28 protein-coding genes and 1 pseudogene are annotated in these 24,929 nt (G+C 43.4%); 25 read left to right on the top strand and 4 right to left on the bottom strand.

The features are described from left to right. Positions 1–10 precede the first annotated feature (10 nt). From FTV52_RS03070 to FTV52_RS02965, 22 genes and pseudogenes are all read left to right on the top strand, one after another. The gene (locus FTV52_RS03070) at positions 11–313 is read left to right on the top strand and encodes a Rho termination factor N-terminal domain-containing protein (protein WP_179989806.1); all 303 of its coding nucleotides are present in this window, start codon (positions 11–13) and stop codon (positions 311–313) included. Beyond that, positions 313–651, top strand: coding sequence for a hypothetical protein (locus FTV52_RS03065; RefSeq protein WP_179989804.1), 339 nt, complete (start codon positions 313–315; stop codon positions 649–651). The genes FTV52_RS03070 and FTV52_RS03065 overlap by 1 nt, the downstream gene beginning before the upstream one ends. Next, positions 626–1,156, top strand: a complete 531-nt coding sequence (locus FTV52_RS03060; RefSeq protein WP_179989802.1) for a phage tail protein — start codon at positions 626–628, stop codon at positions 1,154–1,156. The genes FTV52_RS03065 and FTV52_RS03060 overlap by 26 nt, the downstream gene beginning before the upstream one ends. Continuing rightward, entirely contained in the window at positions 1,141–1,710 is a 570-nt protein-coding gene (locus tag FTV52_RS03055) for a hypothetical protein (RefSeq protein ID WP_179989800.1), read from the top strand. Before FTV52_RS03060 ends, FTV52_RS03055 begins: the two co-directional genes overlap by 16 nt. After that, positions 1,707–2,333, top strand: a complete 627-nt coding sequence (locus tag FTV52_RS03050) for a phage baseplate assembly protein V (protein WP_257221647.1) — start codon at positions 1,707–1,709, stop codon at positions 2,331–2,333. Before FTV52_RS03055 ends, FTV52_RS03050 begins: the two co-directional genes overlap by 4 nt. After that, the gene (locus FTV52_RS03045) at positions 2,334–2,669 is read left to right on the top strand and encodes a GPW/gp25 family protein (protein WP_200224408.1); all 336 of its coding nucleotides are present in this window, start codon (positions 2,334–2,336) and stop codon (positions 2,667–2,669) included. A gap of 7 nt (positions 2,670–2,676) precedes the next feature. After that, positions 2,677–3,639: a baseplate J/gp47 family protein gene (locus tag FTV52_RS03040; protein ID WP_179989796.1), complete on the top strand. Its 963-nt coding sequence runs from the start codon at positions 2,677–2,679 to the stop codon at positions 3,637–3,639. A gap of 2 nt (positions 3,640–3,641) precedes the next feature. Next, the gene (locus tag FTV52_RS03035) at positions 3,642–4,175 is read left to right on the top strand and encodes a phage tail protein I (protein WP_179989794.1); all 534 of its coding nucleotides are present in this window, start codon (positions 3,642–3,644) and stop codon (positions 4,173–4,175) included. A 2-nt stretch (positions 4,176–4,177) separates the two neighbouring features. Further along, positions 4,178–5,224 carry a phage tail protein gene (locus FTV52_RS03030; RefSeq protein ID WP_179989792.1) on the top strand — a complete coding sequence of 349 codons (1,047 nt, stop codon included), beginning with the start codon at positions 4,178–4,180 and terminating at the stop codon, positions 5,222–5,224. A 1-nt stretch (position 5,225) separates the two neighbouring features. After that, positions 5,226–5,699 (top strand): hypothetical protein, encoded by a 474-nt coding sequence (locus FTV52_RS03025; RefSeq protein ID WP_179989790.1) that lies wholly within the window; start codon positions 5,226–5,228, stop codon positions 5,697–5,699. After that, positions 5,675–5,938, top strand: coding sequence for a hypothetical protein (locus tag FTV52_RS03020; RefSeq protein WP_218950434.1), 264 nt, complete (start codon positions 5,675–5,677; stop codon positions 5,936–5,938). The genes FTV52_RS03025 and FTV52_RS03020 overlap by 25 nt, the downstream gene beginning before the upstream one ends. Positions 5,939–6,041: 103 nt before the next feature. Further along, entirely contained in the window at positions 6,042–7,457 is a 1,416-nt protein-coding gene (locus FTV52_RS03015) for a phage tail sheath C-terminal domain-containing protein (RefSeq protein ID WP_179989788.1), read from the top strand. 13 nt (positions 7,458–7,470) lie between these two features. Beyond that, entirely contained in the window at positions 7,471–7,980 is a 510-nt protein-coding gene (locus FTV52_RS03010; RefSeq protein ID WP_179989786.1) for a phage major tail tube protein, read from the top strand. Positions 7,981–7,983: 3 nt separating this feature from the next. Next, on the top strand, positions 7,984–8,274 hold the full coding sequence (locus tag FTV52_RS03005) for a phage tail assembly protein (protein ID WP_179989784.1): 291 nt from the start codon (positions 7,984–7,986) through the stop codon (positions 8,272–8,274). Between the two features lie 229 nt (positions 8,275–8,503). Beyond that, a complete protein-coding gene (locus FTV52_RS03000; RefSeq protein ID WP_179989782.1) occupies positions 8,504–10,768 on the top strand; it encodes a phage tail tape measure protein in 2,265 nt (754 codons plus the stop codon). After that, on the top strand, positions 10,768–11,232 hold the full coding sequence (locus FTV52_RS02995) for a phage tail protein (RefSeq protein ID WP_179989780.1): 465 nt from the start codon (positions 10,768–10,770) through the stop codon (positions 11,230–11,232). The genes FTV52_RS03000 and FTV52_RS02995 overlap by 1 nt, the downstream gene beginning before the upstream one ends. Further along, on the top strand, positions 11,232–11,450 hold the full coding sequence (locus FTV52_RS02990) for a tail protein X (RefSeq protein WP_179989778.1): 219 nt from the start codon (positions 11,232–11,234) through the stop codon (positions 11,448–11,450). The genes FTV52_RS02995 and FTV52_RS02990 overlap by 1 nt, the downstream gene beginning before the upstream one ends. Before the next feature lie 44 nt (positions 11,451–11,494). Then, complete coding sequence (locus FTV52_RS02985; RefSeq protein WP_218950433.1) at positions 11,495–12,433, top strand: contractile injection system protein, VgrG/Pvc8 family; 939 nt, start codon at positions 11,495–11,497, stop codon at positions 12,431–12,433. 469 nt (positions 12,434–12,902) lie between these two features. Further along, positions 12,903–13,439, top strand: a pseudogene (locus FTV52_RS02980) (ABC transporter permease); the annotation flags it as partial. 116 nt (positions 13,440–13,555) lie between these two features. Beyond that, the gene (locus tag FTV52_RS02975) at positions 13,556–13,735 is read left to right on the top strand and encodes a hypothetical protein (protein WP_179989774.1); all 180 of its coding nucleotides are present in this window, start codon (positions 13,556–13,558) and stop codon (positions 13,733–13,735) included. Between the two features lie 418 nt (positions 13,736–14,153). Further along, positions 14,154–15,476, top strand: coding sequence for an NCS2 family permease (locus FTV52_RS02970; RefSeq protein ID WP_096901065.1), 1,323 nt, complete (start codon positions 14,154–14,156; stop codon positions 15,474–15,476). A gap of 99 nt (positions 15,477–15,575) precedes the next feature. Continuing rightward, on the top strand, positions 15,576–16,577 hold the full coding sequence (locus FTV52_RS02965) for an adenosine deaminase (protein ID WP_179989772.1): 1,002 nt from the start codon (positions 15,576–15,578) through the stop codon (positions 16,575–16,577). A 106-nt stretch (positions 16,578–16,683) separates the two neighbouring features. Here FTV52_RS02965 and FTV52_RS02960 read toward each other — a convergent pair whose 3' ends face one another. Beyond that, positions 16,684–17,238, bottom strand: coding sequence for a cytochrome b (locus FTV52_RS02960; RefSeq protein WP_179989770.1), 555 nt, complete (start codon positions 17,236–17,238; stop codon positions 16,684–16,686). A 382-nt stretch (positions 17,239–17,620) separates the two neighbouring features. Here FTV52_RS02960 and FTV52_RS02955 point away from each other — a divergent pair, with 382 nt between their 5' ends. Further along, positions 17,621–18,007, top strand: coding sequence for a hypothetical protein (locus tag FTV52_RS02955; RefSeq protein ID WP_004971594.1), 387 nt, complete (start codon positions 17,621–17,623; stop codon positions 18,005–18,007). A gap of 89 nt (positions 18,008–18,096) precedes the next feature. After that, complete coding sequence (gene rnhB, locus FTV52_RS02950) at positions 18,097–18,681, top strand: ribonuclease HII (protein WP_286416765.1); 585 nt, start codon at positions 18,097–18,099, stop codon at positions 18,679–18,681. A gap of 156 nt (positions 18,682–18,837) precedes the next feature. On the opposite strand, the gene csrA is transcribed toward rnhB, so the two are convergent. The 3 genes from csrA to alaS form a co-directional block, all read right to left on the bottom strand. Then, positions 18,838–19,092, bottom strand: a complete 255-nt coding sequence (gene csrA / locus FTV52_RS02945; RefSeq protein WP_004971589.1) for a carbon storage regulator CsrA — start codon at positions 19,090–19,092, stop codon at positions 18,838–18,840. Positions 19,093–19,342: 250 nt separating this feature from the next. Then, the gene (locus FTV52_RS02940; protein WP_004971586.1) at positions 19,343–20,623 is read right to left on the bottom strand and encodes an aspartate kinase; all 1,281 of its coding nucleotides are present in this window, start codon (positions 20,621–20,623) and stop codon (positions 19,343–19,345) included. Positions 20,624–20,688: 65 nt separating this feature from the next. Further along, positions 20,689–23,382 (bottom strand): alanine--tRNA ligase, encoded by a 2,694-nt coding sequence (alaS, locus tag FTV52_RS02935; protein WP_179989323.1) that lies wholly within the window; start codon positions 23,380–23,382, stop codon positions 20,689–20,691. 450 nt (positions 23,383–23,832) lie between these two features. Between alaS and FTV52_RS02930 the strand changes: the two genes are divergently transcribed. Further along, the gene (locus tag FTV52_RS02930; protein ID WP_096901062.1) at positions 23,833–24,867 is read left to right on the top strand and encodes a type I glyceraldehyde-3-phosphate dehydrogenase; all 1,035 of its coding nucleotides are present in this window, start codon (positions 23,833–23,835) and stop codon (positions 24,865–24,867) included. Positions 24,868–24,929: the final 62 nt, after the last annotated feature.

Here is a 24,929-nt window from a genome sequence, read left to right as displayed (position 1 = left end):
GGTGATGAATATGTCAAAAGTAGTTATTGCACTGACTTCAGCGATTGTGATCAGCGGTGTAATCCGTAAAGCGGGTGAAGAAGTGGAAGTCAGTCAGGAATTCGCCCGTGAGTTGCTGCACCGTGGCCGTGGCACATTGGTCCAGGCGGATGCGGTTCAGGATGACGAGCATGAAGAAACCATTGATTTATCCAAAATGAAAAAGGATGAACTGGTGGCCTTGGCGACTGAATACCAGATCGAGAATCCGGCCTCTTTTACCAAAGAACAGCTGATTGAAAAGATTTCTGCTGCTGCACACGAGGCTGAATAATGCCTGCACCAAGTTGGGAAAATCTGGATGTTTTTCTGCAGACAGACGCTGCTGGCGGTTTTGCAATTTCCGCTACAGTTGAATTTGCGAATGGATCAGCAAGCCGGACCATGACCGGTATTTTTGATGAACCGTATCTGAATGCCCAGCTTGGAGAATATGAGGTTGACGATGCTCAGCCTCGTTTCACTTGTAAAGAAGTGGATGCCGTTGGGATCAAACGCCAGGATACGTTGATACTGGGTGACGGTCGCCGGTTTTTTATCATGTCTTATCCTCAGCCAGATGGCACCGGCATGGCGATGCTGAAACTTGAGGTGCTGGATGATTCAACTTGATATTCGTGCCGAAGGGATTCAGGCCATTGTTAATGAACTGGAACCGACCGAAAAACAGGCGCAAGCTGCTTTAAAACGAACCCTGAGCCGCATGGCGAAATGGTTGCAAACCCGTACTGCACGTGGTTTGAGTAAAGAGCTGGAAATGCCGCAAAGGATTATCCGCCGCCGCCTCAAAAAAAGCTCGATTGTGAAAACCAGTGCCGGATTCTCCATCCGTCTGTTCTATGGTTTGAATGATGTGGCGCTGATCCATCTGGGTGCCAGACAGACCAAACGCGGTGTATCTGCTGGCAAGCGCCGTATAGACGGTGCGTTTATCAGTAAAACCAAACATCAAGTCTTTAAACGTGTCGGAAAGGCACGCCTACCGATCGAAAAACAAGCCGAAACCATCAAGGCCAAAGCAGACAGTTATCTGGAAGGTGATGAATTTAATTCAGTGGATTTTCACGCGCAGTTTTTTAAGACATTGGAGCATGAATTGAAATGGCAAATGCGTTAGCCGGTGCTGATCTGGAGCTTTTGCACAGCACCATTGTTGAAAAATTAAAAGCTCAATTTCCGCAGTTTAAAATTGTCGAGTTCTACCGTGAGGAAGAAGAACGCCGTGCGCCAAGCCAGCAGAATTTGCCTGCGTTAATTCTGGACCTGCCGGAACTGGAGCTGGATCCTGAAGGCGATATGTGCACGGAACAGTTGCCACTGGTGGCACGTTTTGAAGCACGGGTGATTGATACCTTTAACCAGCCAAACGCCAAACTCAATATTAAAAAACTGGCCGTTCAATTGGCCTATTACATTTTTAAAAACAAACGCTTTCACGCCTTGAATAATTCGGCGGTAGGTCATGCCACGGTGGATGCCATTGTAGAAGATGATTTCTTTCCTGAACTGGACCGTTTTGAAGTCTGGCGGGTGGATTTCTCCATGCAGTTGGGGGTCGGTGCAAATATCTGGGATGAAACTGGTGAAGTGATACCGAATAATCCCGTTTTTAGTTATGCGCCTGATACCGGTACTGTCAATGCGGATGATTATCAGCAGGTGATGCTATGAGTTATGAAGCATCGCAAACAGACCGCTTACTGGCAAATTTAATCCGCTATGGCCGGGTGCAATCCGTTTCTGGCGGTGTGGCTACGGTAGATTTTGATGGTGAAGTCGTTTCAGGTCTGACATGGACCAAACAGCGTGCCGGCGATGATCGGGAATACCATGCGCCCAGTGTCGGGGAGCAAGTGGTAGTCTTGTCTCCCAGTGGAGAATTATCGCAAGGTGTGATTGTTGGTTCGATTTCTCAGGATCTTTTTCCGGATGCAGGCAGCGATGCCAATCCACGAACCATCTATGCTGATGGCACGGTCATTGAGTACAACAAAACCAGCCACACCCTCAGCATTGATACCAGTGCAGCATCAGGCACAGTTTTAATTAAATGCAATGCGGCCACGATTGAAGCGGTTTCAAACGTCACGATTGACGCACCGAATACCACATGCACTGGTAATTTATCGGTGGCCAAATCACTCACCATGGGTGATGGTGGCGGTACCGCAACCATTACCGGCAATGTGGCCATTAGTGGCGGAACATTAACCCATAACGGCAAAAACATTGGTGCTACACATCAGCATACTGGCGTGCAGACAGGCGGTGGCAATACCGGCGGGGTGCTGTAAATGATGAGTCGTGACACGGGAAAAACTGTAGAAGGACTGGAGCATCTGAAACAGTCCATTATTGACATACTGACCACACCGATTGGCAGCCGCGTGATGCGCCGTGATTATGGTTCACGGCTGTTTGAGCTGATCGACGCGCCAGTCAACCGGGAAACACTGGTGGACTATTATGCCGCTGTTGCTGAAGCGCTGGATCTTTGGGAACCTCGGATTCAACTGCAGCAAGTAGATATTACCAGCGCGGTGGTTGGGTCAATCACTTTGAGCATCACCGGTAAATATCTGATTGATGGTCAGGCTGTGAGACTGGACGGAATTGTAATTAACAAGTAAGGGTTATATGAGCTTAGCGGATTTCAGCACGATTGCAGCGCCAGAACTCATTGAAGAACTGAGTTTTGAAACGATCTTTGCGCAGCGGAAAGCTGCTTTTCTTGCTCTATACACCGATGCAGCTGCAAAAGCTGCAATGGCCGAAACACTGACTTACGAATCTGAACCTGTCGTTAAGCTGCTTGAAGAAAGCGCTTATCGTGAGCTGTTATTCCGGCAGCAAAGAAATACAGACGTAAAATCACTGTTGGTACTGTATTCCAATGGAGGCAATCTGGATAATCTGGTTGCTGACCGTGGCTTAAAGCGTTTAACCATTACGCCGGCTACAGAAACCACGGCCGCCGTGATGGAAAGCGATGATGATCTGCGTTACCGCTATATTTTGGCAATGGATGGTTTAAGTGTTGCCGGTCCTACATCCGCATATGAGTTTTATGCGCAATCTGCCGACGGTCGTGTTGGTGATGTGTCCGTGGTATCCCCCCAGGTAGATCTGGCTAATATTGTGCTGGAGAATCTGACGCAGCAGCAATTGATCGATTTAATCCGAACACTTTTCTATGTCGATATTTATGTTCTGCAAAATGATACGACCAATGGTGAAGCATCAGCAGAGTTGATTAGCATTGTGCAGGCTGCTTTGGATGATGAAACGGTACGTCCGTGCTGTGACAAAGCTGTCGTGCACAGTGTGACTGCAGTGAATTACAGCATTTCCGCCACGATTTATGCGGAACAAACTGCTCAGGCGGCAAGTGTATTAGAGCAGGCCCAGGCGAACCTGGCTGCTTATGTTGAGGATCAGCAACGTATTGGCCGTTCAATCCGCCGTTCAGCAATTTTTAAAGCATTGCACGTGGATGGGATTGAACACGTTGAAATCACTACACCAGCAGCGGACGTTGTGATTGATCAGACACAGGCCGGTTATTGCACTGGCGTTACTGTCACTGTAGCGGTCTATTAGATATGACGACGTTATTACCGCCCAATTCGACAGAGCTTGAATACAAGCTGGAAACTGCAAAAAGTGCAGAGACCAATCTTGAGCGTCGTTTAAATAGCATGATCAATGTGGACAGTATTCCGGATGTCTTTCTTGATTTCCTGGCTGTTCAATTGTCAGTGGATTACTGGCGTTTTGACTGGATGCCCTCATTAAAACGTAGCCGCTTAAAACTGGCTTTTGATCAGCATCGTAAAAAAGGCACGCCGTACGCCATCAAGACAGCACTAGAACCCTTTGGTTATGTGGTGAAACTGGTGGAGTGGTGGCAGACCAATCCGGTGGGTATCCCTGGGACATTTTATTTAGAGCTGGATCTGGTCGGTAAAGAACTAACCGAAGAAACCTATAAAGAAGTAAACCGTTTGATTGATGAAACCAAGCCGGCCAGCCGCCGTATTTCATCCGTCAATATCACATCCAATCCTGTGCTGAATATGGGCAACATTATTGCCATGCAGGACTCCATTATCTTTGAATGTAATCCAGGACCATAAACATGGCATCTCAATTTTATAACGTCACAACCAACAATGGTGATGCAAAGATTGCAAATGCCATTGCAACAGCGACTAAGCTCAATATTACTCATGTGGTGTTTGGCGATGGTAACGGTAGCGTGCCGACACCAGATAAGAGCCGTACAGCACTGGTCAATCAAGTCTACAGCGTTGCACCATCCAACTATTATTTGCATCCAACGATTGCTAATCGCTTAATTGTGGAAGCGATTATTCCAAGTGATGTTGGTGGCTTTTATATTCGTGAAGTCGGATTGATTGCGGATACGACTGTTTTGATCAGTGATGGATCTGTAGCACCGATTTTTAAAGAAGCGTCTACAGATGGCAATCGTGAATACAAGCTGAAGTTTGCGATCAATATTGTAGACAGCAGCATTGCAAATATTACGCTGGATAGCTCACTGATATACGTCACTCAAGATACGATTGTAGATAACCTGATTACTAATGATTCGACAAAGCCGTTATCTGCAGCACAGGGTAAAGTTCTTCAAGATAATAAACTTGATGCAAGCGAAGTCGGACTTGCCGGTGGTGCTGCTAGCCTCGGAATGGATGGTTATGTACCAGATGCTGAATTGAAAAAAGCTTCAATTACGCAGGCGGGTATTGTTCAACTAGTCAATGATTTGATCACTGGTGGAACAGATAAAGCATTAACGGCTGAGCAAGGAAAGTTGCTTTTAGGGATGTTTGAATCATCAAAAACAGAAAACGGCTATCAAAAATTACCCAATGCTTTGATATTCCAGTGGGGAAAAGTAAATTTCCCATCAGTTGCATCAACGGCTGGATCACACGTAACTGCTACATTTACCTTTCCAGTTGCATTCCCAAACGGTGTTTTTCATGTATTTAATACAAATAATAATTTCGGGATTGGTACGGAGGGTAATGAGTGTAATGTTGCTTTAGATTCAACAACTAATTCGAGTGCGGTTCTTAAAGCTGTTCGGATTATCGGCAGCAACAGTGCCGGCACAGAAAAATTTACTGGATCACTGTTTGCCATAGGATATTAAAATGATCAAATTTAGCCCAAAAAACCAAACATTTTATGATCTTGAATTAAAATATCCTGATCTACCGGAGGATTTAATTGAAGTTACAAGCGAGCAGCATTACGAACTACTAGGCAAGATTAATCTTGGCTGCATCATCTTTGCTGACTTAACTGCATCTCCACCACGACCTGATAAATTCCACATGTGGAATGGCACAGCATGGATAGATCAGCGTACGGATGCTGAAAAACGTGCGGCTTACCTTGCATCAGTACCACCATTAACCAAACGCCAGTTCAATCTTTATCTCTATGATGCAGGATTGAAAGATGAAGTCGATGCTTTGCTGGCTACAAACCCACGGGCCAAAGTCGAATTCGACAGCACGGATAAAGTCATCCGAACTAGCCCAACAGTTGAAGTCATGATTGCACTGCTTGATTGGACAGATGAACAAGTGGATCAAATGTGGCAGCAGGCTTTGACGCTATGAAGATAGAACAGGTGTTGATTGCTATTGATCAATTACTGAATGCTTTTTGTAACGGCATGGCGGATGAAACATTATCCAGCCGTGCACATCGACGACAGCACAAAAACCGCTTCTGGAAGCATGCAAGAAAATATATTGATCTATTCTTTTTAGTATTTTTCTTTCAAAAAAATCACTGTTACCAATCTTATTTGTCGGAAGTGAAGCGCAAGCATTTACCCTCAGAGTTTCACGAGTAAATTCTGATTTATACACCATTCAGCATGAAAAACTGAATAATGAAAAACCGTCATAAATCCTCAAAAATGAATCCAAAATCAGAGCAAGATTGTGGATTCACACATGGCAGACAAATTCCTTCACGGTATTGAGAACGTCACTGTCGATGATGGCTTACGCCCGATCACGACAGTACGCAGCTCAACCATCGGTTTGATTGGTACAGCACCACTCGCAGACGAAACTACATTCCCTTTAAACACGCCGGTACTCATTGCCGGATCACGACTTGAAGCCGCCAAACTCGGTACAACCGGTACATTACCAGACGCGATTGATTCAATCTTTGACCAGATCGGCGCCGTGGTGGTGGTGATCCGTGTCGAGCAAGGTCTGACAGATACCGAAACACTGGCCAATATCTTGGGTGGTGTAGATGCGGTGACAGGCCAGTATGAAGGCGCACATGCATTCCTTGCAGCAGAAAACATGCTCGGTTTTGTACCAAAAATTCTGCTTGCACCAGGCTTTACCCAAACCCGTACTTCAGGTGGCGTGTTGACTGCTGGCGTGACTGCTGGTGGTACGGGTTATACCGATGGCACTTATAACCTGACCGTGACCGGTGCCGGAACGGGTGCTGTGATCACGGCAACCGTCGTGGGTGGCATCGTCACCAGCACATCAATTGTGAATCCGGGTAGTGGTTATACCGTTGCACCGACCTTGGCACTTCCAGCCGGAGCGGGTGCAGGAACCGGTGCGACATTCAGCGTCACCGTCGGCACCGTGGGTAACGCCGTAGTGGCGGAAATGATTGGCATTGCTGAACGTTTAAAATCTGTAATTATTGCCGATGGCCCGAATACCAATGATGCCGATGCAATCGCGTATTCTGGTGATTTCGGTTCCAAACGTGTGTTCCTGGTTGATCCAAAAGCCATGAAAATTGATGTTACAGGCGCGATTGCGACCTCTTGGGCCAGTGCTCATGTTGCCGGTCTGATTGCCAAGTCAGACAATGATCGTGGCTGGTGGTGGTCTCCATCGAATCAGGAGATTAATGGTATTGTCGGTACAGCACGTGCGATTGATTTCCAGATGGGTGATGCGAACTGTCGCGCCAATTTGCTGAATGAAAAAAATGTCACCACCATCATCCGTCAAAACGGCTATCGTTTATGGGGTAACCGGACATTGTCCAGTGATCCGAAATGGCAATTCCTGTGTGTGGTACGTACCGCTGACATGATCGACGAATCATTAAAAGCAGCGCATTTATGGGCGGTGGATCGTGGCATCACCAAAAACTATGTGAATGATGTCGTGGAAGGTGTCAATGAATACCTGCGCTATCTGAAAAACATCGGGGCCATCTTGGGTGGTCAATGTTGGGCAGATCCACAACTGAATTCAGCATTGGTCATTAAATCAGGTAAAGTCTATTTTGACTTTGACTTCACGCCAGTTTATCCAGCCGAGCATATTATTTTCCGCTCGCATTTGGTGGATGACTACATCAAAGATATTTTTGCGTAAGAGGGCATAAAGCATGAGCGTAGCAAAGAATATTCGCAAGAATTTCAACCTGTTTGTAGATGGTCGTGGTTATGCCGGGCAAACTGATGAATTCAATTTTCCAGAACTCAGCCTGCAGACTGAAGAATACCGTGCTGGCGGTATGGATGCACCGATTGACCTGACCACCGGTTTGGAAAAGCTGGTTGCCGACTTTACGTTAAGCTCAGCCAGTAAAGATGTGATGTCTTTATTCAGCGTGCGTGAAGGTGCGCAGGTGAAGTTTACTGTGCGTGAAGCCATGGAAGATTTTGATGGTACGGTGGGCAGCATCGTGCATAACCTGACTGGCAAAATCATCAAGATTGCCCAGGGTGGCGCAAAAGCTGGTGAAGTGCCAAAAGACAAATATGACCTGTCTTTAACCTATTACAAAAAGACCATCAATGGTGCTGTGGTCCATGAAATCGACGTGATCAACATGGTTTCGATCATCAATGGTAAAGACGTTCTTTCAGATATCCGTTCAGCATTGGGAATGTAAAAAATGACGCAACAACTACCAGAATACATTACAGAAACGGCTGAAGGTGATTATCAAGTTACCCTCGGCAAAGCAGTGGATATTGACGGTGCCAAGGTTTCGGTTTTAACCATGCGTGAACCGACTGTTCAAGACATACTGGCAGCAGAATTGCAGAGCAAAGGGCAAGGTGCGGCTCAGCAGGAAATCAACCTGCTGGCAAACCTGTGTGACGTAGCACCAGAGCATATTAAAGGTATGACGTTGAAAAACTACAGCCGCATGCAGGAAGCATTCAAACTTTTTACATCATAAGTACAAAAGACATCCGTGCTTTTGTGCTGGGTTTGGCTTCATACACATCATGGCCTCTGTCAGAAATTAAAGTTTTAAAAATTTCGCAGTTGCTGTGGTGGTGCGAGGATTTGCCCAAAGAATAAGATGGCAGCCGTAATGGCTGCTTTTCTACTTTGAAAAACTGAATAATGATAAATAGTGCCGCGCTCAGCAGAATAATTACATGAATTAAACTCGTGTGATTGAAATGGCAAACAAGCGTTTAAATGCGGTGATTGAAATTGGTGGTGCAGTATCGGGCACATTGCGCTCTGCCGTCGGCTCAACCACCAGCCAGCTGTCAAAAATCGGCAGTGAAATTACCAAAGTCAAAAATAATCAACGCCAGTTGGGTAATGCAATTAAAACATTCGGCGCCATGGGCAAGGATGTGGATAATTTGCGTGCACGGTACTCTAGTGTTACTGATGAATTGAATCGTTTAACGCGCGCACAAGAAAAACTTAATAAAATTGAACATGCGCGACTTAAGAACCAAGAAAAAGCACAAGAATTAAAAGGTCAAATTGGCTCTACAGTGGCACAAGCTGTGGCGGTTGGTGCATCACTTTATACCACCGTATCTGCATCATCAGAATTTAATTACAACATGCAGATGATTGGCAACACTGCCAATATGACAAATGAGCAAATCAAAGCCATGAAGAATGAAATCATGGAAACATCTAAGTTTTTGGGTGCAACCGTCCAGGATGTTCAGACTTCACAAGGTTTTTTGATTGCTGCAGGTATGAATGAGGATGTGGCAACTAAAATGCTTCGTCCTGTCGGTATGGCTGCTGTTGCAGCAGGTGCAGCAATTGAGGATGTGTCAAAAGCAGCCTTCACTTTGAACGACACACTTGGAGTTGCACCAAGTGCAATGAAGGATAACTTAGGTATTTTGGTGCAGGCTGGTAAAGAGGGTAACTTTGAGTTTAAGGCGATGGCTCAATATCTACCAACTCTTGGCGCATCGTTTAAAGCTCTAAAAATGGAAGGCAGTGAAGCAGCCGCTACCATGGGTGCAGCATTGCAAATTGCTCGTAAAGGTGCAGGTGATGAATCTGAAGCGGCAAACAACATGAAAAACTTCATGGCAAAGATTTTATCACCAGATACGCTGAAAAAAGCCAATAAGTTTGGCGTTGACTTATATGCAAACATTACCGAAGCGCAGCGCAAGGGGGAAAACCCGTTTGAAGTGGCGATGCGTGATGTTATGAAGATGACAAATGGCGGGGATCAGAAGTTACTTGGTGAGTTGTTTGGCGACATGCAGGTACAAAACTTTGTCCGTCCGATGATTCAAAACTGGGAAGAATATGAGCGCGTTAAAAATTCGGCATTAAGTGCGGGTGGTGATGTTATTGATGATGACTTTGCCAAAATGGGGGGTACAACCAAAGCAGGTCTGAGCAGTATGGTTGCTGCCTTTGGTCGGCTGAAAATTATAATTGGTGATTCACTTGAGCCTGTTGTGAACAAGCTTGCAAACGCAATTACACCAGTGATTGATGGGTTTGCTACGTTTATTTCAGCGAATCCGCGTTTAGTTGGAGGTATTGCCTTAACAGTGGCAGGGTTGACTGCTTTTAAAGTGGCTTTCTTAGTAGCACGCCTAGCGATGGTTGCTGTGAAGTCTCCAATTTTGGGTGTAGTGGGTACATTTACTCGATTACAAACAAGCATGATGTTGTCGAAAGTTTCCTTTGCTAAATTTATTCCGATTATCAAGCAGGTTGGATTTGCGTTGATGCGAACCCCGTGGGGGATTGCAGCCGCTGCCGCCGTCGCTGCGGGTCTGATGATTTACAAATACTGGGACCACATCAAGGCGTTCTTTTCTGGATTCTGGACGGGACTACAGCAAGGCATTGCGCCGTTTAAACAGGCGGTGGTCGGCCTGGTTGCGACTGTCCCTTTGCTGGGTAAGGCATGGGATTTGGTCAGCTCGGCTGTATCTACAGTATTCACCTGGTTTACCCAACTATTGGCACCGGTGAACGCCAGTAAAGAACAAATTGAGGGGGCCACTAATGCAGGTGTGGCCTTTGGTGAATTTGTCGGGCGTGCGATTAATCTAGTGCTTACGCCGTTGCGCGGTGTGGTCAATCTGTTTACTTGGATCATGAATAATGCCGGTAAGGTAATTGGCGTGGTGCAGACCGTTGCCAATTCACGCGTAGGTCAGATGGTCGGTGGCGCAGTTTCGGCGGTTAAAAACCTTGTGGGTGGTGGATCATCAGCACCGCCGGCAGCGGTGGCACGCCCAGTACAAAAACCACCACAGGTTCGTGGTGCGCAATCCTTTATGGGCAATCAAAGCAATTCATTTGCACCATCATTCACAATTAATGCCGCACCTGGGCAAAGCCCGGATCAAATTGCCGATGCTGTCATGCGCAAGCAAAAGCAGGCGCAAGGGGTGCAACAACGTAGTTCAATGGTTGATTGGGGGTATGCTCAATAATGAAAGGTCAAATTTACGGCTCATTTTTAACCATGATGCGTCTTGGTTATTTCAAGTTTGCTATTTATACCGCAGCATATCAGGAGCTTAACCGCAGCACACAGTACCAGTGGGGTGAACAGCCAGTGTTTGGCGGTTGGGATAACCTTCAGTTTTTGGGACCTGGGCAAGATACGCAAACCTTAACTGGAGTGATATTTCCAGAGTACAAAGGTGGAACCGGACAGCTGAATGCCTTGCGTGAAATGGCCAGCAAGGGTCAGCCGCGATTGTTGATTTCTGGAACCGGAAAGATTCTGGATTACTGGGTGATTACCCAGATCGATGAGGGACAATCCAAGTTCGCCGCGCTCGGTGTTCCGCGCCGCCAGGAGTTCACCATCACGTTACGCAAATATGGCGAGAAGTCAGGGAATTTGGGTCTGGTGCAAGGCATCATGAATGCGACGGGGTACTCACTGTAATGGCAGCAAGCTACATCACCAAAGAAGGCGATACCGTTGATTATATTGCCTATCAGTATTATGGACATACTGGAAACCTGGTAGTCGAAAAAATACTGGATGCGAATTACTCATTAGCAGAACAACCAGCAGTGTTGCCACAGGGCATCATGATTACATTGCCAGATGAGAACAGCACATCAGTCGTCACAACTAACAAGGTGAAACTATGGGATTAAAGCCTTGTTTTAGAGTCGTAGCAAATGGATCGGACATCAGCAGTGTGATTGAAGAACTGTTTGAATACATTTCAGTGACAGATCAGACCGGTATTGAATCTGATACCTGTGAGATTAGTCTGATTGATGATCCAGTCACACCGATTGCTATACCGCCCCGTGGTGCAGAGATGGAAATACTCATGGGCTATGATGATGCGTTTGTGTCTATGGGAAAGTATGTTGTTGATGAGATTGAGCTGGATGGTCCACCGGAAAAGATGGTGATTCGTGCCCGGGCAGCTGCTCAGACATCTTCTAAAAACGGTCAGGTATCCATGCAGACACAAAAGAGTCGCACTTGGGCAAAAGATACAACGATTGAAGCCGCTGTACGCAAGATTGCAAAAGAACACAACCTAGATTTTATGGTCAGTGATTCATTGAAAGCGGTGAAATTGCCGCAAACTTCGCAGTCGGATGAATCTGATCTGTCTTTCCTGTTCCGTCTGGCCAAACGTTACGATGCGATCTGTAAGCCCGCCGGTGCCAAACTGCTGTTTGTGAAACGTGGTGAAATCCAGATGGAAACACTGGCATTCACACGCTGTCAGTTGTCGAAATGGAGCATGGTACGAAGTTCACGGGATAGTACAGGCACAGTCATTGCTTACTGGCATGAGAAAGCCAAAGCGAAAAAGCATGAAGTGAAACTCGGTGATGGCGAACCGGTGCGCCGTTTACGTCATGCCTATGCTGATGCAGCCAGTGCAAAAGCAGCTGCTCAAGCTGCACTGGATAAATCCAAAAGGGATGAAGATAAACTGTCGATTACTTTGCCAGGTGATCCGTACATATCTGCCGAGTCACCAGTGACCATTAGTGAAATCCGGGATGGTATTGATGGGGATTGGATCGTGGATTCAGTGACACATAAAATCGATAAGTCCGTGGGTTTTAATACGTCGTTTGAGGCGGTGAAAAGTTTGAACCAGGCGAAATAGAAACCCATATTATGGTCGAAATTAATCGTTTTTAAGTTGCACGGAAGTTGATCGTGACATCCAAAAACCTTTCGGGGAATAGGTCAATAACTATCTGATTTTATTAGTCCTAGTTTCGTACTTTTAGCATGTTTTTTGGTATCAAAAAAATTATGTTTTTATTTTGAAATCATAATATTAGAAATGCTTCGCCATAATATTGACATCGTAGAGGTCTCCAGTTCGAGTCTGGATATGCCTACCAATACATTAAAATTATATGTTGTTACATAACTTCATATAAGTAATAAAGCTCTGAATTATAACGATTTAGGGCTTTTTTATTGCTTTTCTTAAAGATACATAAATTCGCTTATAGTTTAAAAATATGTACACAGTGGTGTACACATGTAAGTTTTCGGCTTATTTTGCACTAATTGGTTTTTATTTTGCACTAGAGCTTTGAAGCCTCTTTCCACATTTCATCTGTGCACTGATTCGTGAGCGAGAACATGGCACCATTAAGTATTTAACGGTTATGCTAGTCACGGTTTTTGAAATTATGCTGGCAAAGGTTTTATCGATGAGCCTTGTGGTGCTTTTAGCAGCTTTTTTAGGCTTAAAAGTAGTGGTGCAGGGGGCATTACAGCTACCCATAGAAGGAAGTTTGCTGTTATTTTTCTTTGGAGCCTTGCTGACCTTATTTGCAACAACCTCAATGGGTATATATATGGCAACCGTGTCTAAATCGATGCCGCAATTCGGTTTGCTGATGATGTTTATTCTGATTCCCTTGCAAATGTTGTCTGGGGCAAGTACACCACGAGAAAGCATGCCAGAAATTATTCAAAATATCATGTTGATTGCAACGACAATGCATTTTGTAACATTGGCGCAAGCAATTTTATACCGAAATGCAGGATTGGATGTGGTCTGGCCTTCCTTTCTATGGTTAATCGCAATTGCAACAACATTTTTCTATGTATCTTGGAAACGTTTTAAAAATACCATTCATACAATGGCTTAATGTAATAGATTGAGTTTGATCGCTGAAGCACAAATTTTGACTGGGGCGTATTAAGAGTTACACCGCGCATAATTTTTGCTAATATGTATGAAAATTGTTCAATAAAAGTAAATGACATGAAACACATTCTTGTGCCAGTTTTGGTGGTGTTGGTCGTTTTATTAGGTTATCTCGTTTACTTGGAAGAGGAAACGCGAAAGCAGGCAGAACTGAACCAAGTTTTGACTGAATCTGCAAATTTATCGCTAGAAAAAACAGAATCGGCTACACCACAGATTTTGCAAGTCACAGAATAAGCGTAGAAATTTCTAACATAATGTGTGGTAATTGCTTTATTCATCACACTTTTGTGTGCTTCACTTTATCGTAAAATTTTATCTTTAATTCAAAAAACTAGAATTTTTAAAAAATCCCTATGGTATAATTTGCCAATTGAAACTGCTTCATCACAACTCAAAGGCATTACTTTTGAGAGTGACTGAAGTAAAAAAAGGATGAACAAAGCTGCATAAAATTTATGCGGCTTTTTTATTTAGCATTCCGAATTTTTGATTTTGATAAAATCAAATGCTTGATTGTGAATTAAGTTTATCTTTTTCATGTAATTTTACATGCTCATTGGGCAAATCCATTGCCGCAACTGACACAGGCTTTTAAGTGCTGACTTAAAATTGCGTCATGCTGCAAATTCAGTTTATTTACAGGGGCTAGGTCATGACGACTCCTAATCCATCCTCAGCGGGAATGCTTGAGCGCTTATTCAAATTAAGCGAAAACAAGACCACATTCCGTACCGAGATTTTGGCGGGTGTAACCACATTCTTAACCATGTGTTACATCATTATTGTCAATCCGATGATTTTATCTGAAACAGGAATGGATCATGGAGCTGTCTTTGTCGCCACCTGTTTAGCCGCAGCTATTGGCTGCTTGGTGATGGGAATTGTTGCCAATTACCCAATCGCACTCGCACCAGGCATGGGGCTAAACGCCTATTTCACTTACTCGGTTTGTTTAGGCATGGGTGTGCCTTGGCAAACGGCTTTGGCTGCAGTTTTTGTATCAGGGATTATTTTCATTGCCATTAGCATGTTTAAAATCCGTGAAGCCATTGTTAATGCCATTCCCATGTCATTAAAACTAGCCATTGGCGGTGGTATTGGTTTATTCCTAGCTTTAATCGCGCTTAAAAATGCTGGTGTTATTGTTGATAATCCTGCGACTTTGGTGGGCTTGGGTGACTTAAAACAACCATCAGTACTGTTAGCGCTACTTGGCTTTTTAATGGTTGTAGTAATGCATCACTTTAAAGTACGTGGTGCAATTATCATCAGTATTTTGGTGCTGACTGCGATTTCAACAGCTTTAGGTTTAAGCGAATTTAAAGGTGTGGTTGGTGAAATTCCATCTATTGCACCTACTTTTATGCAAATGGACTTTGAAGGTCTATTTACAGCAAGTTTAATTGGCGTAATTTTCGTATTTTTCTTAGTCGATTTATTCGACTCTACAGGTACTTTAGTGGGTGTTTCACACCGTGCAGGCTTGTTGCAAGATGGTAAATTACCCCGTTTGAAAAAAGCACTTTTTGCCGATTCTTCTGCAATTGTTGCAGGTGCGGCATTGGGTACATCTTCAACAACGCCGTATATTGAATCATCTGCAGGTGTTGCAGCGGGTGGTCGTACAGGCTTAACCGCAGTGATTGTTGGCTTGTTGTTTATTGCCTGTTTGTTCTTGGCACCACTTGCGCAATCGGTACCAGGTTTTGCGACTGCACCTGCCTTGTTATTTGTGGGTGTGTTGATGATTCAAGGCATTGTGCATATTGATTGGGATGACATCACCGAAGCCGTGCCTGCATTCTTAACAGTCGTGTTCATGCCATTTACTTATTCTATTGCCGATGGCATCGCTATGGGCTTTATTAGCTATGCGCTGATTAAACTACTCACTGGCAAAGCCAAGTCTGTACCTTATATGGTGTGGATTATTGCTGCACTTTGGGCATTAAAATTTGCCATGTTTGGCGGTTAATATTCTTAAACTGAAAAGGGGTGTAAACTCAGTTTGCACCCTTTTTTATTTTGATCAATTTTTTAAAATTCTCCCATAAAATAGCAAAAAGGACAGAACATGAATCAACTTGAGCTAATCTGTGCATTACCTAAAGCAGAATTGCATGTGCATATTGAAGGTACTTTTGAACCTGAATTGATGTTTGCCATTGCGCAGCGCAACCAAATAGACATCCCTTATCAGTCCGTAGAAGAAGTCAAACAAGCCTATAACTTTCATAACTTGCAGTCTTTTTTAGATATTTATTATGCAGGCGCACAAGTGTTGGTGCATGAGCAAGATTTTTACGATTTGGCTTGGGCATATTTTGAAAAATGTGTTGAAGACCGTGTGGTACATACCGAAATGTTTTTTGATCCGCAAACCCATACCGAGCGTGGTGTGGCATTTGCAACCGTGATTAATGGCTTACAACGTGCTTGTGATGATGCGCAAACAAAATTAGGCATCAGTTCAAATTTAATTATGTGTTTCTTGCGTCATTTAAGCGAAGATGCAGCATTTGCCACACTTGAACAGGCTTTGCCTTATAAAGATCAAATTATCGCAGTGGGTTTGGACTCAAGCGAAGTTGGACATCCACCTTCAAAGTTTGAACGTGTCTTTGCCAAAGCACGTGAAGCAGGCTTTTTAGTCGTGGCACATGCAGGCGAAGAAGGGCCAGCCGAATATGTTTGGGAAGCATTAGATTTACTGAAAGTAAACCGTATTGATCATGGTGTGCGTTCTGAAGAAGATCCTGTATTAATGCAACGTCTAATTGCAGAGAAAATGCCGCTCACGGTCTGTCCATTGAGTAATTTAAAGCTATGCGTAGTGGATGATATGGCACAGCACAACATCCGCCGTTTATTGCAGCAGGGTGTTAAAGTGACAGTTAATTCAGATGATCCATCTTATTTTGGTGGTTATATGAATGATAACTTTGTTGCTATTAGCCAAGCTTTAGATTTAAGCAATGCTGAATTAAAACAATTGGCGGTTAATTCTTTTGAAGCTTCATTTATTTCGGCTGAAGAAAAGCAAAAATGGATTGAGCAAATTCAAGCATTGGTGTGAGTTAAACTGAATTTAGATAGCTTAGACTACAAAAAAGCAGCTTTAATTAAGCTGCTTTTTTGTGGGCGAGTGTTTTGAATCGCGTTCAATTCAAGTTTTAAACAAATTATTTACCTTGCTGCGTCATACTACGCAATACATCGTCTTTATCTATAAAGTGATGTTTAAGTGCTGCAAGCACATGCTCAACCACCATTGCCGCTGCAAACCAAGACAAATAAGTATGTACAGGTTTTACAATCGCTAATAGTTCAGGATTTTTATCCACCAATGCTGGAATTTCAAATAAATACAGCACAGGCACAGGTTTACGCGCACTCCAGCTAAACAAACAGCCCGTAATTGGAATCTCAATCAGCATAAAATACAGCCCTAGATGCCCTAAATGCGCTAATGTTTTCATCAACGGTGACATGCTGTTAGGCAGTTGCGGTGCAGGGTGGGTATAACGCCAAAATAAACGAATTACCAATAAAAATATAATTGGTGTGGCGACATTTTTATGCAGGGTAATCACATCACCTTTGAAGCTGCCATCGGCTTCATAGCTTAAAAAGTTGCCACTAAAAAAACCGATTGCCCATGCGGCAATAAAAATAATCGCCATGAGCCAATGTAAAACTTGTGCGGTACGGGTGTAATATGAAGTGGAACTGTTCATGTTGTATTTCAGGCGAATAGTGTGCTTGCATGCTAAACAACAGCATGTAGCGAAAAAAGTATCCACCTGCAACGGAGTGTTGAAAATCTGCGACGCTGCAAAAAAATAGCGTTCTTGAGGGAACGAGCATATTTTTTGCTGCTATTGCGTTATGAGTCAGTCATTTAGAATGACTAATTTCCTGCCTCATGCTTTATATCGGCTAAAAAACGTTGCGAGATATATCTCTCATGTCGCAAACATAGAAGAATTATCAACAGCCTCTAGCCTAAGCACTTGAATGTAGAAATTGCAAAAAGCTATTCCTTCGCCAAACAGGTTTAGGCACAATAGCGGCATTGTTTCACCCAAATGACTTGAATATTAAATACAGGAAATATCCATGAAAAAACTACTCGCTGTATTGGCACCTATCGCTTTGGTTTTATCTGCATGTACCACAACTACAGGTACTACTACAGGAACGACAACTGCACCGACAGCAACTCAACAATTGGGTATGGCGGCTATTAAAATTGCAATTAATGCCAAGTGCGTGACTGAATTAAATAACATTCCTGCATGGCACACTGCGACACGTGTTATGACACCAACGCAAAAGCAAAATGTTCAAGCGGAAATTTGTGGTTGTGTCAGTGAAAAAGCACCACAAAACGTGACTGCAGTAGATTTAGCCACTGCAGCAATTGACCCTGCTGCACGTGCAACGATTGTGAGCAATGCAGTATCAAGAACCATTAATGCATGTGTGGCAGAAGCAGTAAGATAAGTTTACTGATTCTGTAAAATTAAAGATGGTGCGTGTTGATTCGCATCGTAAGATAGGCTGAAGATTTCAGCCTATTTTTCTGGAAAAAGATGATGAAAATTGCAGGTGTAGATGAAGCAGGACGTGGGCCTTTAGTGGGTTCTGTTGTCGCTGCGGCAGTTATTTTAGATCCGAATAACCCGATTGAAGGTTTGAATGACTCTAAAAAGCTGACTGAAAAAAAACGTGAAAAGTTGTTTGTTGAAATTCAGGAAAAGGCTTTGGCTTGGGCAATTGCAGAAGCCTCTGCAGCCGAAATTGATGAGCTGAATATTTTGCAAGCATCTTTATTGGCGATGCGCCGTGCGGTGGAAGCCTTGTCTATTCAACCTGAACATGTCTTAGTCGATGGCAATAAAATTCCACAAGGTTTAGCGATGTCATGTGACGCAGTTGTTGGGGGAGATGCATTACATGCAGAGATTTCGGCAGCCAGTATTTTAGCTAAAGTGGCGCGTGACCGTGAAATGGTATTGCTTGATCAAGCATTTCCACAATTTGGTTTTGCCAAACATAAAGGTTATCCAACCAAAGCACATTTTGAAGCCATTGCACAGCATGGCGTGATTGCGGCACATCGACGTAGTTTTGCACCTGTGCGTAAAGCTTTAGAATTAATGGAAAACTCACAGTAATTTTCATGCAAAACTTGTGCTGAGTTGCCTGTAAAATAGTCTTTACATGCTTCGAATCAGCGAGCAACTCTGAAATGATGCGAGTTTTTAAAAAGCATTCAGCAGAAAAATTTAAAGCGGCAAATGAGCCGCTTTATATTCAATTACCTTAATCGTTTAACGATTAAAGTCATTTTGCGAGTAGTTATCTTCTTCAAATGAAGGTTGATAATCTTGATCTAAATGTTGCAAATGCTCATGCATGGCACGCTCGTGTTGAATACGTTGATAGATTTCTTCACGATGAACCGATACTTCTTTCGGGGCATTTACACCAATACGAACTTGGTTACCTTTGACACCAAGCACAGTCACGCTGACTTGGTCCCCAATCATTAATGTTTCTCCGACACGTCGGGTCAGAATCAGCATGTTTATCTCCTTGCAAAATGCTAAACCTGCATTGATTTTTAAAGCAATTTAAAAGTCACAACCAAATAAAAACCAGTAAATTTTAACGGAACGTATCATTATTTATTTTATAAGATACAGCGCTGCCAAAATTTATGAAAGCATATTGCTCAATATAACAGAGCCACTATAAAAAAAACTATAGTGGCTCTATTTTTTTGTACTTTTTCGCAAAATTTGTCAGACAATTACATTTTCTGACAGGGGCGTATTAAGCGCGTGCGCTAGACTCACCGCTTTCACGATCTAGACCAAATACAGTGTGTAAAGTACGTACTGCAAGCTCTAAATAGTTTTCTTCAATAATGACTGAAATTTTAATTTCAGAAGTAGAAATCATGAGAATGTTAATGCCTTCATCTGCAAGGGCAGTAAACATTTTGCTTGCAACACCTGCGTGTGAACGCATACCTACACCTACGATAGATACTTTCACGATGTCACCACGTGTAGCGACTTCACGTGCACCAATTTCTTTGGCAGTTGCTTCAAGAATTGATTTTGCTTTGGCAAGTTCGCCACGGTTTACAGTAAAAGTAAAGTCGGTAGTACCATCTTCTTCTACGTTTTGGATGATCATGTCAACTTCAACATTGGCAGCGCCAATAGGTGACAAGATTTTAGATGCAATACCTGGCTCATCAGGCACACCTAAAATAGTTAATTTTGCTTCGTCACGGTTAAACGCGATACCTGAGATGATAGGTTGTTCCATGTTGTCTTCCAATTCAGTAGTAATGAGTGTGCCGACATTTTGTTTAAAATCTTCGTCGAATGCGCCATCATTGTCATTATCAAAACTTGATAATACACGTAAAGGTACTTGGTATTTACCTGCAAATTCAACCGCACGAATTTGCAATACTTTAGAACCTAAAGAAGCCATTTCTAGCATTTCTTCAAAAGAAATACGATCTACTTTTTTGGCTTTTGGTGCAACGCGTGGGTCTGTGGTGTAAACGCCATCTACGTCAGTGTAAATTTGACATTCATCGGCTTTCAATGCAGCAGCAAGTGCAACGCCAGAAGTATCAGAACCGCCACGACCTAAAGTCGTGGTGTTACCTTCAGCATCAAACCCTTGGAAACCAGCAACCACAATCACACGGCCTGCGTCTAGGTTTTCAGTTAACACGTCAGTATTAATCGCTTCAATACGTGCTTTGGTAAATGCGCTGTCAGTTTGAATACCAACTTGGCGACCAGTTAGTGATTTTGCTGCAACGCCAATAGAATTCAGCGCCATCGCTAACATCGAAATCGTCACCTGTTCGCCTGTAGACACCATTTGGTCTAATTCACGCGGATCAGGGGTTTCGGTAATGGCTTTCGCGAGAGCGAGTAGGCGATTGGTTTCGCCACTCATGGCAGAAACGACAACCACTACTTTGTGGCCATGATCATGCCAGCGCTTCACACGACGAGCAACATTTAAAATGCGCTCGGGAGTACCCATTGAGGTACCGCCATATTTTTGAACGATTAGTGCCATAGTTGTTCCATATAAGCCATGACCCCGAATTTACCTGCTCAGGGTCAGTTACACAAAAAGTGAGATTATTTTGCCGCAAGCCAAGCAGTTAAACCTGCCATCACCGTTGCAAAGTTCTCGTTAAGTGGCGCGCCACCTTGTGCCAAATCAGGTTTACCACCACCTTTACCACCTAGTTCTGTAGCCAAGTGTTTGATGATGTCTCCTGCTTTAATCGTAGCAGTAAAGTCTGGTGCAACAGAAGCGATTAAGCTGACTTTATCGCCTTCTACACCTGCAAGTACAATCACTGCTTGGTCGAGTTTGGATTTTACACCGTCGTGCAAATTACGCAGTGATTTTGCATCCATATTTTGTACAGTGGTAATGAGCGTGGTACGTCCAGCAAGTTCTTGTACTTGACTTAAAAGTTCAGCTGCTTGGAAGTGCGCTAATTTTTGATTGAGCTGTTCAATCTGCTTTTGAAGGCTAGATGCTGTATCGACCAATGTATTCACTTTTTCTAAAGTTTGGTCTTTTTGTGCTTTCAACAAAGCATTGATGCTGTTGATATCGCGTTCAGTTTTTTGAACGGCTTCAACGGCTTTGCTGCCTGTAATTGCTTCAATACGACGTACACCAGCTGCAACACCACCTTCAGAGATGATTTTGAACAGACCAATATCACCTGTACGTTTCACGTGAATACCGCCACAAAGTTCAATGGAGAAGTTTTTATCTTCAATGATTGAACCCATAGAAAGTACGCGAACTTCATCGCCATACTTTTCACCAAATAGCATCATTGCGCCTTTGGCTTTGGCTGCTTCAATATCCAGTAATTCAGTAGAAACTGCGGTATTGGCAATGACTTCTGCATTTACCAAACGCTCAATTTCTTGCAATTGTTCAAATGACACAGGTTGGTCATTGGCAAAGTCAAAACGTAAAATATCAGAAGCAACCAACGAACCTTTTTGCTGTACGTGTGCACCTAAAACTTGACGTAGGGCAGCGTGCAATAAGTGTGTTGCAGAGTGGTTGCGTGCAGTAGCTTCGCGGATGTCTGCTTTTACAATCGCTTCCACCGCTTGCGCAGCTTTTAAACTGCCCATGGTAACAATACCTTGATGAACAAAAGCACCGCCAGATTTTTTGGTGTCTTGAACTTCAAAAATACCTGTTTCGTTTTTGAATAGACCTGTATCACCAATCTGACCACCGCTTTCTGCATAGAACGGGGTTTGATTGAGTACGATTAAAGCTTCATCGCCTTCAACTACTTCATCGACTTGTTCGCCATCTTTATAAATAGCCACAATTTGACCCTGACCAGTCGTTGCGTCATAGCCATCAAATTGAGTTTCACCTTCAACTTTTACAATTGAGTTGTAGTCAACTGCAAATTTACCTGCATCGCGTGCACGTTGACGTTGCGCTGCCATTTCAACTTCAAAGCCTGCTTCGTCAATGGTCAAGTCGCGTTCACGTGCAATATCTGCCGTTAAATCTGTTGGGAAGCCGTAAGTGTCATATAGTTTAAATACCACTTCACCAGGAATGACCGAGCCTTTAAGCTGTGCCAATTCACCTTCAAGCAATTTCAAACCTTGCTCAAGCGTTTTGGCAAATTGTTCTTCTTCTTTTAGAAGTTGCGCTTCAATACGCGCTTGATTTGCTGCAAGTTCAGGATAAGCTTGACCCATTACTTCAATTAAAGGCTGAAGCATTTTGTGGAAGAATGAACCTGTTGCGCCAAGCTTGTTGCCGTGACGTACTGCACGACGAATAATACGACGCAAGACATAACCACGACCTTCATTCGATGGATTCACGCCATCGGCAATTAGGAAGCAGCAAGAACGAGCGTGGTCAGCAACTACTTTGAGTGAAGCAGGGTAGTCTACAGGCTTGCCAGTTTGCTGTGCAGTTACTTCAAGAGCAGTCGTGTCTAAACCAATAATCTGTGCTGCATTTTTGAGTAAGTGCTGGAACAGGTCAATTTCGTAGTTTGAATTCACATGTTGCAATACTGCAGAAATACGCTCCAAGCCCATACCTGTATCTACAGACGGTGCTGGAAGTGGGTGCAATACGCCATCTGCAGTACGGTTAAACTGCATGAATACGTTGTTCCAAATTTCAATGAAACGGTCGCCATCTTCTTCAGGTGTGCCTGGTAAGCCACCCCAGATATGATCGCCATGATCATAGAAAATTTCAGAACACGGACCGCAAGGACCTGTATCACCCATTGCCCAGAAGTTGTCTGAAGCATATTGGCCGCCTTTGTTATCGCCAATACGGATAATACGAGAAGCATCTAAACCAATTTCTTTGTTCCAGATGTCAAATGCTTCATCATCGGTGTGGTAAACCGTGGCATATAAACGGTCTTTTGGTAGCGCTAACCATTGTTCACTGGTTAAAAATTCCCAAGCAAATTTAATTGCATCACGTTTGAAATAATCACCAAACGAGAAGTTACCTAACATTTCAAAGAAAGTATGGTGACGTGCGGTATAACCCACATTGTCTAAATCGTTATGTTTACCGCCTGCACGCACACATTTTTGTGACGATACAGCACGTACATAATCACGTTTTTCTAACCCAAGGAAACAGTCTTTAAACTGGTTCATACCTGCATTGGTAAATAACAGGGTTGGGTCATTGGCGGGTACTAGAGAACTCGATGCGACACGTGTATGCCCTTGCGATTCAAAGTAACGCAAAAATGCTTCACGAATTTCAGCTGATGTCATAAAACGAGTACTCACAACCAAGTCACTCCATAATTTCCGATTGGGCTAAACGCAAGACAGTCTGACAAAAATAATTCTTTTGCTGTCATGCAGGCTTAAAATTTTAAAAACGCCAAATTATAACGGAAAAAGCCATTATCACCAATCATTTTAGTGTGAATAGATGACAATTCTGAATCAATCTCTGTTGCTGTGCGCAGAATAAATCTTTTGAATAGAGGATGATGGAAAATTGCTGACGAAAGTGGGGCATGATGAGCTGTTGTTGAATGTTTGTGCGTAGGCGAGAGTGTCAAACTAATCAACCACAAGCTGAAATTGTTAGATGGGTATTTTGAGTTTGCCGAATTAATCAGCAAATTAAGTGAAAAATCCCAGAATTGATCTGATTTTTTTCAGTAAGGCCTCAAAATCTATTAACATAGTCTGTGCTTAAATTTTGATTTCATTATGAAAGGATCAGTCATGCAACGAGTGGCAATCAATGGCTTTGGTAGAATCGGGCGCAATGTGCTGCGGGCTTGGTTTGAAAATCCCAAAGACTTTCATTTTGAAATCGTCGCCATAAATGACATTGCCGATGTAGAAACCTTGGTTCATTTATTTAAATATGACAGTACCCATGGTCGTTTTAAAGGACAGGTGGAAATTAGCCTCGAAAATGAACAGATTTTTTTGAATATTTCTGCAGGTTTGGCGCAATTAAAAGTTCAGGTGTTGAATCAGGCTCAACCTGCGCAATTACCGTGGCAAGCCTTAAATGTTGATGTGGTATTGGAATGTACAGGGTTGTTCCGTTCCCGCGAGGCGGCAACGCAGCATATTACTGCGGGCGCCAAACGTGTAATTATTGGTGCTGCACCATTCGATACTGTAGATGCTGCGATTGTTTATGGTGTGAATCATCATGAAGTCAAAAGTACCGACCAAATTATTTCCAGCGTATCTTGTACCACGCAGGCTTTAGTACCATTAGTTAAAATCATTGATGATGCTTTCGGAATTGATACCGCATTAATGACTGAAATTCATGCAGTCACAGCCGATCAAACTGTATTGGATCAAGCACACCGTGATTTACGTCGTGCGCGTGCATCAGGGCAAAATATTATTCCTACAACTTCATCTGCCTTGGGTGCATTAAAACAAGTCATGCCAAAAATGGCAGATCGGATTGATGGTTACTCGATTCGTGTACCGACCATTAATGTTGCAGCTATTGATTTAACTTTTATTTCTCAGTCACCAATTACGGTGCACAAATTGAATCAGGTGTTGTGTGCTTCGGCAGCGCATGATTATGCCGAAATTATGCAAGTGACCGATGAGCCTTTGGTATCGAGCGACTTTAACCATTCACCTTATTCTTTAATTGTCGATTTAAGTCAAACCATGGTCGTGGGTCATCAAGCCAAAGTTTTTGCGTGGTATGACAACGAGTGGGGTTATGCCAACCGTTTACTAGATTTGTGTGAATCTTTTAGTCAACGGGCGGTGTAAGCGGCTACTTTTTAAGACATATACAAAGTGTAAAAAGCATGTAATAGTGATGAAAGATTTTA

It is taken from the genome of Acinetobacter sp. YH1901141 (assembly GCF_013416935.1).
In the GTDB taxonomy this organism is placed as follows: Bacteria; Pseudomonadota; Gammaproteobacteria; order Pseudomonadales; family Moraxellaceae; genus Acinetobacter; species Acinetobacter towneri.
Note: the sequence above shows the minus strand (reverse complement) of the source record. Positions and strands in the feature narration are given on the sequence as shown.